The organism is Hymenobacter sp. BRD128 (assembly GCF_013256625.1).
GTDB lineage: Bacteria > Bacteroidota > Bacteroidia > Cytophagales > Hymenobacteraceae > Hymenobacter.
Window position 1 is genome coordinate 3,857,132 of record NZ_CP053908.1, and the last position, 14,614, is coordinate 3,871,745.

The following is a 14,614-nucleotide window of genomic DNA, read 5'->3' on the forward strand; positions in this document are numbered from 1 at the left end:
GAGCATCCCATAAAACGGCTGCTTTCGCTTCCTCAAAAGTACACCTTGCCTAGGCAGAACCGGGTTCAAAAATCAGATTGGCATCACTTGGCCCGCGCTCACCTGGAAGCGCTGGATGGCACTGCCAACGCCCGCCAGTGCCTGGTCGGTACGCGCTAGGTTGGTATCGGTCAAGAAGACTTGGCCGAACGTCTGGTCGGCGACGAGTTGGAGCAGCCGCGTGATTCGCTTGTCATCGAGGCGGTCGAAAATATCATCAAGTAGCAGCAGCGGCTTGGCTAGCGCCTGGCCGGCGGGCAGTGCCCGGCTACTCAGTAGCTCAAACTGCGCAAGCTTAAGCGCAATGGCAAAGGACTTTTGCTGTCCCTGCGAAGCATAGCTTTTGACGGGCAGCCCATCCATGAGAAAGTTGAAATCGTCACGATGAGGGCCGGTAGTACTACGTTGCAACATAAGGTCGCGCCGCTCATTAGCGAGTAGCAAGTGGCGAAAATTCTGGCCCGTCAACTGGCTCTTATATTCAACGGCTACCTGCTCGCGCCCATCGGCTAGCTGCTCGTAGTGACGCTGAAAGACCGGGATAAACTGCGCAAGAAAAGTGCTGCGTAGTATCGATAAGTTCTCACCCAGCGGGGCTAACTGGTCGTCGAGCGCTTGCAGGTACAGCGCATCAAAGCCGTGGCTGCCTGCGCCTTGCTTGAGCGTAGCATTGCGTTGGCGTAATAGACCATTATACTGAATGAGCAGCTCCAGAAAATCATGGTCGAGCTGCGACTGCAAACTATCAAAATAACGCCGCCGGTCCTCACTGCCCTGCCGGATAAGGTCCGTATCGTAGGGCGAGATGAGCACGGCTGGGTAGCGGCCAATGTGGTCGGCTAGTCGGTCATAGGGCTGCTTATCGTGGGTAATAATTTTCTTCTGGCCCGCCCGCATACTCACCTGAATGGCTTCGGGTCGCTCGTGCTGGGGAGTAGAAAACCGGCCCTTTACTACGAAAAAATCGGCCCCTTGCTTGATGCTCTGCGCATCGGCGCCGGCGAAAGCGCTTTTGGTAAGCGCCAGGTAGTGAATGGCATCGAGCAGATTAGTTTTGCCACTACCGTTGTCGCCGACAAAGCAATTGATGCCGGGGCTAAAAGCCAGGCTAGCTTCGTCGTAGTTTTTAAAAAACAGCAAGTGGAGCTGGTCGAGCGTCATTCGGGGCGGGGGGGTGAGAGTACGGCGGGTATTACGTAATTTCGCCCTCCCAACGCGAAATTATATACCCCGAATTATGGCGGAGTCGAAAGTAAAGGATGCGTCGAAGGCCGGCGCGAACGGCAGCAAAGCCAACGGCCAGGAAACGGCAAAAGTAGTTGATACAGCTACGGGCGTCGAAACGGCCCCGCAGCCGGCAGTCGAAGAGCTACCCGATGCCCACCAGGGCGGCAACCCCGCCACCGAGCCCGTGGCTACTTCGCCCGCCCAGCCCGAATTTCCGAAAGAGACGTACCTGACCTGGTATGAGCAAATGCAGCTCATGCGCAAGTTTGAGGAGAAGGCGGGCCAGCTCTATGGCCAGCAAAAAATTAAAGGCTTTTGCCACCTCTACATTGGCCAGGAGGCCTGCGTAGCGGGTGCGGTGTCGGCCTTGGAAAAAGGCGACAAGTACATTACGGCCTACCGCGACCACGCCCACCCGTTAGCCCTGGGTACCTCGCCCAATGCCATTATGGCCGAGCTGTTTGCCAAAGCTACCGGCTGCTCGAAGGGTAAAGGCGGCTCGATGCACATGTTTGACAAAGAAGTTGGGTTTATGGGCGGCCACGGCATTGTGGGCGGCCAGATTCCGATGGGCGCCGGCATCGCCTTCGCCGAGAAGTACAACAAGACCGGTAAGCTTTGCATTTGCTACATGGGCGACGGTGCCGTGCGCCAGGGCGCGCTGCACGAAGCCTTTAATATGGCTATGTTGTGGAAATTGCCCGTGATTTTTGTGGTGGAGAACAACGGCTACGCCATGGGCACAGCCGTAGGGCGCTCGTCTAACGTGACGGAGCTACACATCATCGCCGAAGGTTACCAGATGCCCAACGAGCCGGTGAATGCTATGAACGTGGAAGACGTGCACCAGGCCGTGGCCCGCGCCGCCGAGCGCGCCCGCAACGGCGAAGGCCCAACCTTCCTCGAATTTAAAACCTACCGCTACAAGGGCCACTCGATGAGCGACCCGGCCAAGTACCGCACCAAAGAAGAAGTGGAGGAGTATCGCCACCGCGATACCATCGAGGCCGTGCGCCACACCATCCTCACGCACAGCATGGCGACTGAGGAGGAGCTAGCCGCCATCGATGAGCGCATCAAAGGCCAGGTGCAGGAATCGGTTGATTTTGCTGAAAACTCGCCCTACCCCGATGCCGCTGAGCTCTACCACGACGTGTACGTGCAGAACGACTACCCGTATATTCACGATTAGTTTCATCTTTTAACCCGGCCCCTTGCCTTTGCGGCCGGGTGGCCTCCAGCGGCGCAGCTAGGCTACCAGCCGCGCCGCCGCGCTACCTATCCAAATGTCTAAAATTCCTTACACCGGCAAAACGCCGGGCGCCCGCCAGCCAGTCCGTCCCGTATCGACCGACCCGCTAGCCCCGGCCGAAGAGAGCTACGTGACCGCAAACCCGCTGCTCGAAGACCCCGATGCGCTGGCGGCCCGGCTGGCCGACTCGGAGGACTTTGTGCGCCGCAATCGCAACCTGCTGCTCGGGGTACTGGTGGCGGTGGTAGCGGTGGTGGCCGGTGCGTTTGGGTACAACTACTGGCGCACCGAGCAAAACACGCAGGCTCAGAATGCGATGTTTAAGGCCGTAAATTACTGGGAGGCCGACTCGCTGAATAAGGCAACTAAAGGCGATGGCAAGCATCCTGGCCTAGCCAAGGTGGCTAGCGAGTATAGCGGTACTAAAGCCGGCAACTTGGCCAATTTTTACGCCGGCGTGGCCGCGCTGAAGCAGGGCAAGTACCAGGATGCCTACAACCTGCTCGATAAGTTCAGCGCCGACGACTACCTCGTGCAGTCGCGGGCCTACTCGCTCATGGGCGATGCCAAGCTGGAGCTGAACCAGCCGAAGGAAGCCGCGGAGTTGTACGCCAAGGCCGCCGACCACAAAGCCAACGATTTCTTCTCGCCGGGCTACGTGCTCAAGCAGGGTATTGCCCTGGAAACGGCTAAGGATAACGCCGGCGCTCTCAAGGCTTACGACCGCATCCTGAATGACTACGCAGCTTCGCCGGAGGCTAGCGAAGCCCGGCAGCGCAAGGCCGCGCTGGCTCAGTAAACGCTACCTCGATATCGATACCCAGCGACGGCGCTTTCCTACTGCGGAGAGCGCCGTTGCTATTTACCAAATAATGTGCGCAGGCTACTGCGCTTGCGGCGGCGGCTCGGTCGGGCCCCGCTAGCTCATTCTTACGCAAAACCCGAAACCATATGGCAACCGCCCTCCAAAATCTCAGCGCTTACGACAGCACCAGCTTTGTTGACATCAGTGAAAAACGTTTCGGCCTGGTAGTGGCCGAATGGAACCGCGAATTGACCGACACGCTCAGCACCGGGGCCTACGAAACCCTGCTGAAGCACGGCGCGAAGGCGGAAAATATTTTTCGCAACACGGTGCCCGGTAGCTTTGAGCTCACGCTGGGGGCGCAATTTCTGGCGCAGCACGAAGAGATTGACGCCATCATCTGCCTGGGCGTGGTAATCAAGGGCGATACCAAGCACGACGACTACATCTGCCACGCCGTGGCCCAAGGGCTGACTACGGTTGGTCTTAAGTATAATAAGCCCGTGATATTTGGGTTGGTGACGACGAATACCCTGGAGCAGGCCTGGGACCGGGCCGGTGGGCGCCATGGCAACAAAGGCGTGGAAGCCGCCGTGGCAGCCATTCAAATGCTCGGATTCTGAAGCAATAAGGAAGCCAGCGAAGCAAAGCCGCTGAAACTAATTACCTTTGCCCCGCGAAACCCGGATGCTAGCGATGGCTACCACGGCGAAGCCAACAGCTAAGCCAAACTTTTTAGTTAGGCGGGGCGTTGGGTTGGCCAAGCTTTGTGGCTAAGGGACTTATTATTATTTTTTTACTTGCTTTTCGATGACTGAGGAAAACCTCCGCTATTCGCGGGAAGACTTAGCTGAGTTTGACCAGATTATTCAGGATAAACTTACGGCCGCCCGTAAGGAGCTATCCTTTATCAAGGAAACCCTGACCCGCAACAACGAATCGGGCACCGACACTACGGCCGCTTCGCTGAAGGTGCTGGAAGACGGCGCCGAAACGGCTGAGAAAGAAAGCCTGAACCAGCTGGCCTCGCGCCAGATGAAGTTCATTCAGCAGCTCGAGAATGCGCAGCTGCGCATTAAGAACGGCACCTACGGCGTGTGCATCGGCACGGGCAAGCTCATTCCGAAGGAGCGCCTGCGGGCCGTGCCCCACACCCAGCACTCGATTGAGGCCAAGCTGGCCCGGCGCGACTAAGCGCTGCCACGGCCCATGGCCCGGACCCGTACCTGGCGCTTCGGCGGCCGGCTTGCGGGTCCGGGCTTTTTTTTCTACCGACTGCCACTCGGGCAGACACTAGCACGCACCAGCGCCGGCGGCGCGGGACTATAAGCCAGCATTCAGATTAAATAATTACACCAGATGGGCAAGCAACATTTTTCGGACGATAAGCCGGCGCGGCGGGGCGGGGCTAGCGGCGGCAGCGACCGCGGCGGCTATTCACCGCGGGGCGGCAACGGCGGCAGCAACTATAAAGGCAGCCGTCCCGACGGGCGCGGCGAAGGCTATTCGCCTTCGCGCCCCACGTTTGGGCAGGGCGGCGGCAACAAATTTGGCGGGCGCCCCGGTGGCAATGGTAGCAGCGCTGGCAAGCCTGGCTATGGCGAGAAGCGCAGTTTTGGCGGGGGCGACCGCCCGGAGCGCGGCGGCTTTGGCGAGAAGCGCAGCTTTGGCGGCGAGCGCACGCCGGGAGCATTTGGTGAGAAACGCTCGTTTGGCGGCGAGCGTAATGCCGGTGCTTTTGGGGAAAAGCGCAGCTTCGGGGGCGAGCGCACGCCGGGAGCTTTCGGAGAAAAACGTAGCTTTGGGGGCGACCGGGACGGCAAGCCTGGCTACGGCGAGAAGCGCAGCTTTGGCGGCGACCGAGGCAGTGCGGGCTACGGCGAGAAGCGCAGCTTTGGTGGAGGCGACCGCGATGCCCGGCCCCGCCGCTTTGAGCAGAATGCCGAAGGCGGCGAGCCCCGCAGCCGGGAAGACCGCGGCGACCGCCCGGCTTATCCGCCCAAGCCCATCTGGCAGGGCCAGCCGGTGCGCTACGAAGGCAAGCCGACGGTGCCGCGCGGCACGGCCGGGGAGCGCAACCGCAAATTTATCAAGAAGAACCCCGATGGCACGCCCGCAGGGGGGGAAGCCACTGCGCGCCCGGCCTACACTGGCCGCGACGAGCGTCGCTCGTTTGAGGAGGGTGGGGCTAGCCAGCGCCCCCGGCCTGCGGGTGGCCGCGACGACCGCCCGGCTCGCCGCGAGTTTACACCCCGCCCCGGTGGCGACGACCGTAGCAGCAGCTACGGCGACCGCCGGCCGGCTAGCGGCGACAGCGGCGAGCGCCGCAGCTACGGCAGCGACCGCCCCGCCGGCCGCGAGCGCACCGAAGGTGCCTTTGGCAAGCCGCGCAGCTACGGCGAGCGGCCCACCAACGCCAGCAGTAGTACCTTCCGCGAGCGCCGCGAGGCCATGCGCGCTGCCGAGAGCGGCCCGCGCTCAAGCACCGGCTACGGCCGGGCCGACAAGCCAAAATTTGGTGAGAAGCCCGGGGAGGCGCCCGACTACAAAAACCTTAAGCACTACGAGAACGACAAGACGCGCGGCAATAAGCGCCGCCTCAATCAGGAGGATTTTGGCACGGAAGAGCTGCGCCTGAACCGCTACATCGCCAACGCCGGCATCTGCTCGCGCCGCGAGGCCGACTCGCTGATTGCGGCCGGCGAAATTCGCGTGAATGGCGAGGTAGTAACCGAGATGGGCTACAAAGTGCAGCCCACCGACACGGTGCAGTACGGCAAAACCAATCTCAACCGCGAGAAGCTGGTGTACGTGCTGCTGAATAAGCCCAAGGACTTCCTTACCACCACCGACGACCCGGAGGGCCGCAAAACGGTAATGAGCCTGGTGGCCACGGCTTCGAAGGAGCGCATTTTTCCGGTGGGCCGCCTCGACCGTAATACCACGGGCCTGCTGCTCTTCACCAACGATGGTGAGGTGGCTCAGAAGCTCTCGCACCCCTCGCACAAAAACAAAAAAATCTACCAGGCCGAACTCGATAAGCCGCTCACGGCCGAGCACCTGGGCCAGATTGCGGCCGGCCTGGAACTGGAAGATGGCAAAGCCGAGGTAGATGATGTGGCCGTAGTGGCCGGCAACCCGCACTTCGTGGGCATCGAGCTGCACGTGGGCCGCAACCGCATTGTGCGCCGCATTTTCGAGCACCTCGGCTACGACGTGGTAGCCCTCGACCGCGTGCAGTATGCCGGCCTGACCAAGAAGGACCTGCCGCGCGGCAAATGGCGCTTTTTGAGCGAGCAGGAAGTTATCCGGCTGAAATATTTCCTGTAGAAAGCAAGCAGCTTCGTGCGGCGTTACAATCAACAATTGTCATTGCGAGCAAAGCGAAGCAATGACAATTGTTGATTGTGAAAAATAATTCTTTGAATGACTACGCTAGCCCTTGACCTCGGCAATACGGCGCTGAAGTACGGCGTATTCGGGCCAGCGGGCTTGGCGGAAAGCGGGGTGCTAGCCGTGCCCGCCGACCTAGCCGCGCTGTGGCAGCGCACGCGGCCGGCGCAGGCCATCCTGTCGTCGGTAACCGATGAGGCGGGCGCCCAGCCCTGGCTAGCCACCTTGGCGGCGGCCGATGGCCTGCGGCAGATACTGCCATTCCGACCCGGCTACACGCCCGTGCCGGTGCGCAATCTCTACGCCACGCCCCACACGCTGGGCGCCGACCGGCTGGCGGCGGCTGTGGCTGCCGCTAGCCTGCGACCCGGCCGGCCCACGCTGGTGCTCGACGCGGGCACCGCCCTAAAGCTGGACCTCGTGACGGCCGACGGCACTTATCACGGCGGCAGCATTGCGCCGGGGCTGCGCATGCGCTTGCAGGCGCTGCACACGTTTACGGGCCGGCTGCCGCTGCTGGAATTACCCGCCGTGGGCGAGGCGGTGCAACTAATCGGCGACTCGACGGCCTCTTGCCTGCTGAGCGGCGTGCTGCGGGGCACGGCCGCCGAGGTGCGCGGGCTGGTGGCCGAGTACGAGCAAGTATACCCTGGCCTGGGGCTGCTGCTCACGGGCGGCGACGCGCCGTACCTACAAGCAGCGCTAGCCCCGCTCAGCAGCCGTATCTTTGTAGTGCCGGAACTGGTGCTGCTGGGCCTGGATAAGATTTTACGCTATAATGTTGACAACTAAAAAACTATCCGGGGCCCTGCTGACGGCCGCTGCTACTCTGCTTGCCGGCTCGGCGCTGGGGCAGGGGCTGGGCAATTCGCCGTACTCGCGCATTGGCCTGGGCGATGCTAACGGCAACTTCGGCGGGGTGCGCCAGCTGGGCATGGGCGGCACTGGCCTGGCTGCTCCTAACACCGGCAATGTCAATGAGTTAAACCCAGCTTTGCTCGTGTATGCGCCGCGCACCACCTGGGAGGCGGCCTTCACGGCGCAGGTCAAAACGGTGCGCAACGCGGCGGCCTCCAACCGCTCGGGCACGGGCACGCTGGGCTATCTGGCCCTGGCCGTGCCGCTCAATAAGCGCTGGGGAGCCGCCATAGGCCTCAAGCCGTACAGCACAGTCGATTACCAGGCCAACACGACCGGCTCGGTCAACGGCGACCCTACCTCGCAGGCCTACCGACGCTACAACGGCTCGGGCGGGCTCTCGGAGGCATACCTGGCCACGGGTATTCACGTGCTGCGCGATTTCAACATCGGCGGCAGTGCTTCTTACTTATTCGGCACCATCACGCAGAGCATCGCCACGGCCATTGTTGCCCCCGGCATCAGCGTCCAGCAACTGGTAGTTGATAATGAGCAGCTGCGCTATTCTGACTTTCTGTTCAAAGCTTCGGCGCACTACCGCCACCAGTTTGGCAAGGACCTGAACCTGAACCTGGGCGCCGTCGAAACCTTCCAGGGTAGCCTGAAGGCCAATCGCCAGCGCACCACCGAGCAGCAGGATGCCAACGGGGCCCTGATTGCCGGCACTACCACCGTGCAGCTAGCCAGCGACGACGGCTACCTCACCACGCCCGCCCTTACCCAGCTCGGCCTCAGCCTCGACAATGGCCGCAACTGGAGCTTTAGCGTGGATGCCGCGCACCAGCAGTGGTCGAGGTTTCGCACGTTCAGCATCGTATCGACCTCGGCCCTGAGCGATACCTGGCGCGTATCGACCGGCGGCGAGTTTACGCCCGACCCCGGCTCGGTAGACCATTACTTCCAGCGCGTGACGTACCGCGCCGGCCTGAGCGTGGCCCAAATGCCCTACGCGCCGCTTGGCAACCGCCTCTACGACCGCGCCGTGCACTGGGGCTTTTCTTTCCCGCTGCCCACGGCCACGCCCCTGGAGTCGACGGTTATCAGCCTGGCCTTTCTCTACGGGGTGCGGGGCAATACCGACTTTCTCTACGGCAACGGCGGCACCAGCAACGTGCAGGAGCAGTACGTGCGGATGCAGGTGGGCGCCACCCTCAGCAACCGCTGGTTTATTAAGCGCCGGCTACAGTAATTATGCGCGGACGCTCTCCGTTTGGGGCCAGCCTTGCCATCGGCGCTCTGCTGCTGGGGCTAGCCACTGCTTGCCAAAACAAAGACAAAGAGGCGCCGCGCATATTTTACAAGGGGCCCATGTTTGAAACCGAGAACGTGGTGACCTTGCTCAGCGACTCGGCCCGGCTGCACGCGCGCCTCACGGCGCCGCTCGAGCAGATTTTTGAAAACGGCGACAAGCTCTACCCCAAAAATGCCACCGTCACGTTTTACGACAAGCCGGGCAAGCTGGTAGTTAATACCATCTTTGCCAAGTGGATTAAATTTGACAACGCCAAGCAGCTCTACATTTTGCGCGGCGCGGTGAAGGTGTCCAACGTGCCCGAGCAGCAGACGCTCAATACCGAGGAGTTGTTTTATAACCAGAATCAGCGCAAAATCTATACCGACAGCGCCATGTTTGTGCGCGTGCAAACGCCTACCGAAGTGCTCACCGGCTACGGCCTCACCGCCAACCAGGACTTTTCGCGCTACGGCATTCTGCGGCCGAAGGGCGTCTTTAGCCTGGCCGAGGCCCAGCGCCTGGGCAAGTAAATTTGATAGTCATGAAATTCGACAAATCCTTGCTGCGCACGGTGCTCTTTTCGCTGGGCGTGGTGGCGTTCGTCATCGGCGTGTACCAGACCATTGTGGAGCAGGACCTGGGCCGCAATTATTGGATATTTATGATATCGCTAGCCTGCTGGCTGCCCCTCAACTACTGGCGGCAGCAGGAGGCCCGCCGCGCCAAAGAAATCGAGGTGGCCAAGCAAGTAGCCGAGCTAAACAAGCCGGCCAGAAAAAATAAGAAGCGCCGCTAGGCTCAGCCGGGCCGCTTTGAGGCTAGCCAGCCAGCCAGCAGCTTGAAAGTTCGGGCGATTCGTGGTTATTTTGCGCCTCTTTTTGGCTCCGTGCCACGGTATTAGAATTTAGTAATGGCTTTAATTAACACGATACGGGAAAAGTCGGGGGTGGCCGTGGGCGCCGTCGCCGTCGGGATGCTGCTCTTTATTGTGGGCGGCGACCTGATAGGAGGGAAGAACCGCCTTTTTGGCCGCGATGGCAACGTAGTGGGCGAGGTGAATGGCCAGAAAATCGAGCTGCCCGAGTTTACCGCCGCCCTGGAGCAAGCCAAGCAGAACTTCGCCAACCAGCAAGGGCGCCAGCCCGACGAGCAGGCCACCGGCTACCTGCGCGACCAGACCTGGAACCAGCTGCTGTATCGCCGGGCCTTTCAGCCCGAACTCGATAAATTGGGGCTAGCCGTGGGCGACGACGAGGCCGTGGACATGGTGCAGGGCGACAACCCGAACCCCGCCATCAAGCAGGCTTTCACTGACCCCAAAACGGGACAGTTTGACCGGGCCCGCCTCATCGACTACCTCAAGAACCTCGACAAGCTGCCGCCCGATGCCCAGGCCGCGTTTCACAACTTCGAAACCAGTCTGCGCGACTTCGACCGGCCGGTGAACAAGTACAACGCCCTGCTCAAAAACTCGGTGTACGTGACGTCGGCCGAGGCGAAGCTATTTGACCTGGCCCAGAACTCGAAGGCGAATTTCCGCTACCTGTTCGTGCCCTACACCAGCGTGTCGGACTCGGCCTTCAAGCCCACCGATGCCCAGCTGCAAGACTACCTCGACCGCCACAAGGCCCGCTATAAAGTAGAAGATGGCCGCAGCATCGAGTACATCGTGGTGCCCGAAACGGCCACCAAGGAAGACAGCGCCGCCCTGCGCCAGAGCGTGGCCGGGCTAGCCCAGCAGTTCCGCACCGCGCCCAACGACTCGCTGTTTGTGCGCGCCAACTCTGACCAGCCCTACAATCACAACTACCTCTCGCCGGCCGACCTGCCCGAGCAGCTCCGCAAGCAGCTGCCGCTGAAGGTGGGAGAGGTATACGGCCCTTACGTGGAAGGCAACACCTTGGCTATCTATAAGGTAACCGGGGCCAAAGCCGGCACCAAGCCCGCCGCCCGGGCTAGCCACATTCTCATCAAGGCCGATGCCCAGATGACGCCGGAGGCCCGCGCTGCCGCCAAAAAGCAGGCCCAGGATATTCTGAATAAAATCAAGGCCGGCGCCGACTTCGCCACGATGGCCCGGCAGTTTGGTACCGATGGCACCAAGGAGCAAGGCGGCGACCTCGGCTGGTTTGAGGAAGGCCGCATGGTGCCGGCGTTCAGCAAGGCCGTGTTTGCGGCTACCAGCCCCGGCCTGCTGCCCAACCTCGTGGAAACCAACTTCGGCTACCACATCGTGAAGGTAACGGCCCCCAAAACCAACCAGACTTACCAGGTAGCCGCCGTGGTGAAGGCCGTGCAGCCCAGCGACGCTACCCGCGAAGCCGCCTACGCCCGCGCCGAAAAGCTGCAAGCCGATGCCAGCAGCCTCGATGCTTTCCGCGCCCTGCCCACCAAAGACAAGACCCTGCAAAAGCAGGAAGCCAAATTCGTGCCCCGCGATGCGCCAACGGTGGGCAACCTGCCCGGCTCGCGCGAGATTGTGCGCTGGGCCTTCGGCTTCAACCCCGACGGCGGCTCGGCCACCAAAGTAGGTGACGTGCGCAAATTTGACATCGGCGACGTGCACGTGCTTGCGGCCGTAACTGATTCGCGCGACAAGGGCACGGCCACCATTGAAAGCATCCGGCCCGAGCTGACCGCTGCCGTGCGCAACGAGCTTAAGGCCAAGCAGATTATGGCCAAGCTAGCCGGCAAAACCGGCTCGCTCGATGACCTGGCTAAGGTGGCCGGCCCCGGCGCCGTGGTGCAAAACGCCGAGGGCGTAGCCCAGGCCCAGGGCACCATCCCGAGCGTGGGCTTTGAGCCCGAGGCCGTGGGCCGCGCCTTCGCCCTGAAGCCGGGCCAGAAGTCGGCGCCCATTCAGGGCGAGCAGGGCGTGCTGGTGGTAGAGGCCACCACGCTGTTCCCGGCCACGCCGAGCGACGTGAAAGTAGTGCGCCAGCAGCTAACGCAGCAGCGCCAGCAGCGCCAGGATGGTCTCATCTACGAAGCCATTAAGGGCCAGGCCAAGGTGAAAGACAACCGCTCGAAGTTCTTCTAGGACCCTAGCGCCGAAACGAGAAAAGGCTGCTCCTGTGGAGCAGCCTTTTTTTGTGCGTAAGTTGTGCGTAAGTGGCTGGCTGGGGTGTTGAACAAACTCGGCGCCCGGCGGCGTTGCCAGCTTGTGAAACCGGTATTTCGTATGCGTTATTCGTTGTTGCTTTTGCCCGCCGGCTGGCTAGCCCTGGCGGCCCCGCTGCACGCCCAGAACCTGCCGGGCGGGCCGCCCCGCCCCGGCACCTGGGCACCCATCGACGCGCCCACGCTGGCCCGCGACTACGCCCACCGGGGCGAATACGAGAAGGCCGCTTTTCTCTTCGAGAAATTGAAAAGCGACGAGCAGACCTCGCCCGCCGTGCTGCCCGACTACCTGGCCACGCTGCAAGCTCTGAAGCGCTACAAGGACGCCGAGAAGCTGGTGAAGAAAGCCATCAAGCAGCACCCCGAGGAAGGCAGCTACGGCGTGGCGCTGGGTGCGCTCTACGCGGCCGCCGGCGACCCGGCGGCGGCCGACAAGCAGTACCAGCGCGTGGTGAGCCAGCTCACGCCGGCGCTGGTGCAGCCGGTGGCAGCCGAGTTCAGCAAGCGGGAGCTGCCGGTATGGGCCGAGCGCGCCTACCTGCGCGGCCGCGAGCTAGCCAAGAACAATACCGGGTACGCGCCGCAGCTCATCCAGCTTTATACCCAGAGCCAGGAGCAGGAAAAGCTGCTGAGTGAAACCCTGCACCTGGTGGAACGCGACGAGCAGCAGCTGCCCTTCGTGCGCAATATGCTCCAGAATGCCCTGCACGAGGAAAAGGACTTCGACACGCTGGAGAAAATTTTGCTGACCAAGGTGCAGGCCCAGCCCGACCAGCAGGCCTACAGCGAGTTGCTACTGTGGCTGCAGGTGCAGCGCCACGACTTTGCCGGCGCCCTGGTGCAGGTGCGGGCCCTCGACCGGCGCACCGGCGCCCAGGGCGCCCGGGTGCTGAACCTGGCCGGTATCGCGCAGCGCAACCGCGACTACGCCACGGCCATCGCGGCCTGCGAATACGTGGTGCGCGAGTACCGCACCGGCCCCAACTACGGACTAGCCCGCCAGCTGCTGCTGCAAGCCCGCGAGGCCCAGGTGCGCGATACCTACCCCGTAGACCCCGCCCAGGTGCAGGCCCTAGCGGCTGACTATGAGAAGCTGCTCACCGAGCTGGGCCGCACGCCTGACGCTGCGCCCGTAATGCGCCAGCTCGCCAATCTCTACGCCTTCCAGCTCGACAACAAGCCCAAGGCGATGGCGCTGCTGCAAGAAGTAATTGCCATGCCCCGCGCCTCGGCCGACGTGGTAGACGAGGCCAAAACCACCCTCGGCGACCTGTACTTGCTGAAGGGCGAGCCCTGGGAGGCCACGCTGCTCTACTCGCAGGTAGAGAAGGCGCACCCCGAGGCGCCGCTAGGCTACGAGGCCAAGCTGCGCAACGCCCGCCTCAGCTACTTCGCCGGCGACTTCAAGCTGGCCCAGAGCCACCTCGACATTCTCAAGGAAGCCACCACCCGCGAAATCGCCAACGACGCCATGCAGCTCTCGCTGCTCATCCAGGAAAGCACCGCGGAGGACACCCTGGGGCTAGCCCTCAAGGACTACGCGGCCGTGGAAGAATTGGTGTTTCAAAACAAAATTCCGCAGGCCGAAACGGGCCTCGACGCGCTGCTGCGCAAGTACCCCGGCCACGCCCTGCAAGACGATGCGCTGTTTCTGAAAGCCAAGCTGCAGCGCCGCACCGGCGACTATGCCGCCGCCGTGAGCACCCTAGCCCAGATTACGGGCAACCCTAAGTACGACGTGCTCAGCGACGACGCGCTGTTTCTGATGGCCGAGATTCAGGACGAAAACCTGAAGGACAAAGCCAAGGCGCAGGAGCTGTACCAGCAGGTGCTCACCAAGTACCCCGGCAGCATCTACGTGGCCGAGGCCCGTAAGCGCTTCCGGCGGCTGCGCGGCGATGCGGTGCAGTAGGGATTCGTATAAAAATTATTATAAATACTTGTTTTACAATAAGTACGCGACCGCACGCCGAATTTGTCCGGTCCACTCCTTACGGTATCGTTCGCGTCCTGCATCTGGAATGTAAGAAATAGGACTACCCGGTTCAAAGAAGAATCGGCGAGAGGCATCCATATAAATAACCTGCTCTTTTAAACCATACATCACGGGCGGAACAAACCTGAGTCTGTCTTCTTGCTTAGTTGCACCCGTTTTAGCAAGGGCTGAATAAGTGAAGAGGTGAGTTCCGTGAACGAGTGCACCACTAGTCATAATGGTATCTCGTCGGATAAGCCAATACGTGGTTGTATTACCCCTCTTTAGTAAAAAGACACTAGTTGCGCTTTGCTTATTTCGTAACGTGGGCTGATAGATTAATATCGGCAGGGAGTGTGTATGTTCACCCTTAATCAAACGCTCGATAGCCGTTTTGTCTGGGTAGTTAATAATTTGAATGTAAGGGTTTTGAGTATAATTCCGTTGAACGAGCAGTGATATGACGCACGATAGGGGATATAAAGCGTACATGGAAAAGCTCAAATACTATTTTGTGGAAAACGCTATTCAACGGAGGCACGTATGCTTATATCACTGCTGTCACCCTACCCAAAAAACACGAACATCAGCGCTAGGGCTAGGATGAAGACGAGGTACATCAGGCCATCGGACAAAATATACTGGCGGTAG

Annotated in this window: 12 protein-coding genes; 11 read left to right on the forward strand and 1 reads right to left on the reverse strand. The window is 61.2% G+C overall.

Features of this window, described 5'->3' with window-relative positions:
• Positions 1-72: 72 nt before the first annotated feature.
• Positions 73-1,200: a DNA replication/repair protein RecF gene (locus GKZ68_RS17175; RefSeq protein ID WP_173116930.1), complete on the reverse strand. Its 1,128-nt coding sequence runs from the start codon at positions 1,198-1,200 to the stop codon at positions 73-75.
• 76 nt (positions 1,201-1,276) lie between these two features.
• Here GKZ68_RS17175 and pdhA point away from each other — a divergent pair, with 76 nt between their 5' ends.
• From pdhA to GKZ68_RS17230, 11 genes are all read left to right on the forward strand, one after another.
• On the forward strand, positions 1,277-2,458 hold the full coding sequence (gene pdhA / locus GKZ68_RS17180; protein WP_173116932.1) for a pyruvate dehydrogenase (acetyl-transferring) E1 component subunit alpha: 1,182 nt from the start codon (positions 1,277-1,279) through the stop codon (positions 2,456-2,458).
• 94 nt (positions 2,459-2,552) lie between these two features.
• On the forward strand, positions 2,553-3,317 hold the full coding sequence (locus GKZ68_RS17185) for a tol-pal system YbgF family protein (RefSeq protein ID WP_254244051.1): 765 nt from the start codon (positions 2,553-2,555) through the stop codon (positions 3,315-3,317).
• A gap of 152 nt (positions 3,318-3,469) precedes the next feature.
• A complete protein-coding gene (ribH, locus tag GKZ68_RS17190) occupies positions 3,470-3,946 on the forward strand; it encodes a 6,7-dimethyl-8-ribityllumazine synthase (protein ID WP_173116934.1) in 477 nt (158 codons plus the stop codon).
• 187 nt (positions 3,947-4,133) lie between these two features.
• Positions 4,134-4,517, forward strand: coding sequence for a TraR/DksA C4-type zinc finger protein (locus tag GKZ68_RS17195; RefSeq protein ID WP_157563949.1), 384 nt, complete (start codon positions 4,134-4,136; stop codon positions 4,515-4,517).
• Between the two features lie 165 nt (positions 4,518-4,682).
• The gene (locus GKZ68_RS17200; RefSeq protein ID WP_173116936.1) at positions 4,683-6,653 is read left to right on the forward strand and encodes a pseudouridine synthase; all 1,971 of its coding nucleotides are present in this window, start codon (positions 4,683-4,685) and stop codon (positions 6,651-6,653) included.
• 96 nt (positions 6,654-6,749) lie between these two features.
• On the forward strand, positions 6,750-7,508 hold the full coding sequence (locus GKZ68_RS17205) for a type III pantothenate kinase (protein ID WP_173116938.1): 759 nt from the start codon (positions 6,750-6,752) through the stop codon (positions 7,506-7,508).
• Positions 7,495-8,823: a hypothetical protein gene (locus GKZ68_RS17210; protein ID WP_173116940.1), complete on the forward strand. Its 1,329-nt coding sequence runs from the start codon at positions 7,495-7,497 to the stop codon at positions 8,821-8,823. Before GKZ68_RS17205 ends, GKZ68_RS17210 begins: the two co-directional genes overlap by 14 nt.
• Positions 8,824-8,825: 2 nt before the next feature.
• Positions 8,826-9,398: an LPS export ABC transporter periplasmic protein LptC gene (gene lptC, locus GKZ68_RS17215; RefSeq protein ID WP_173116942.1), complete on the forward strand. Its 573-nt coding sequence runs from the start codon at positions 8,826-8,828 to the stop codon at positions 9,396-9,398.
• Positions 9,399-9,409: 11 nt separating this feature from the next.
• Positions 9,410-9,664 carry a hypothetical protein gene (locus GKZ68_RS17220; protein WP_173116944.1) on the forward strand — a complete coding sequence of 85 codons (255 nt, stop codon included), beginning with the start codon at positions 9,410-9,412 and terminating at the stop codon, positions 9,662-9,664.
• Positions 9,665-9,778: 114 nt separating this feature from the next.
• Positions 9,779-11,908: a SurA N-terminal domain-containing protein gene (locus GKZ68_RS17225; RefSeq protein WP_173116946.1), complete on the forward strand. Its 2,130-nt coding sequence runs from the start codon at positions 9,779-9,781 to the stop codon at positions 11,906-11,908.
• Between the two features lie 141 nt (positions 11,909-12,049).
• Complete coding sequence (locus tag GKZ68_RS17230; RefSeq protein WP_173116948.1) at positions 12,050-13,900, forward strand: tetratricopeptide repeat protein; 1,851 nt, start codon at positions 12,050-12,052, stop codon at positions 13,898-13,900.
• Positions 13,901-14,614 lie beyond the last annotated feature (714 nt).

Coding starts and splice junctions, on each gene's coding strand:
- GKZ68_RS17175 (WP_173116930.1), bottom strand. CDS start 1,200: ATGACGCTCGACCAGCTCCACTTGCTGTTTTTTAAAAACTACGACGAA.
- pdhA (WP_173116932.1), top strand. CDS start 1,277: ATGGCGGAGTCGAAAGTAAAGGATGCGTCGAAGGCCGGCGCGAACGGC.
- GKZ68_RS17185 (WP_254244051.1), top strand. CDS start 2,553: ATGTCTAAAATTCCTTACACCGGCAAAACGCCGGGCGCCCGCCAGCCA.
- ribH (WP_173116934.1), top strand. CDS start 3,470: ATGGCAACCGCCCTCCAAAATCTCAGCGCTTACGACAGCACCAGCTTT.
- GKZ68_RS17195 (WP_157563949.1), top strand. CDS start 4,134: ATGACTGAGGAAAACCTCCGCTATTCGCGGGAAGACTTAGCTGAGTTT.
- GKZ68_RS17200 (WP_173116936.1), top strand. CDS start 4,683: ATGGGCAAGCAACATTTTTCGGACGATAAGCCGGCGCGGCGGGGCGGG.
- GKZ68_RS17205 (WP_173116938.1), top strand. CDS start 6,750: ATGACTACGCTAGCCCTTGACCTCGGCAATACGGCGCTGAAGTACGGC.
- GKZ68_RS17210 (WP_173116940.1), top strand. CDS start 7,495: ATGTTGACAACTAAAAAACTATCCGGGGCCCTGCTGACGGCCGCTGCT.
- lptC (WP_173116942.1), top strand. CDS start 8,826: ATGCGCGGACGCTCTCCGTTTGGGGCCAGCCTTGCCATCGGCGCTCTG.
- GKZ68_RS17220 (WP_173116944.1), top strand. CDS start 9,410: ATGAAATTCGACAAATCCTTGCTGCGCACGGTGCTCTTTTCGCTGGGC.
- GKZ68_RS17225 (WP_173116946.1), top strand. CDS start 9,779: ATGGCTTTAATTAACACGATACGGGAAAAGTCGGGGGTGGCCGTGGGC.
- GKZ68_RS17230 (WP_173116948.1), top strand. CDS start 12,050: ATGCGTTATTCGTTGTTGCTTTTGCCCGCCGGCTGGCTAGCCCTGGCG.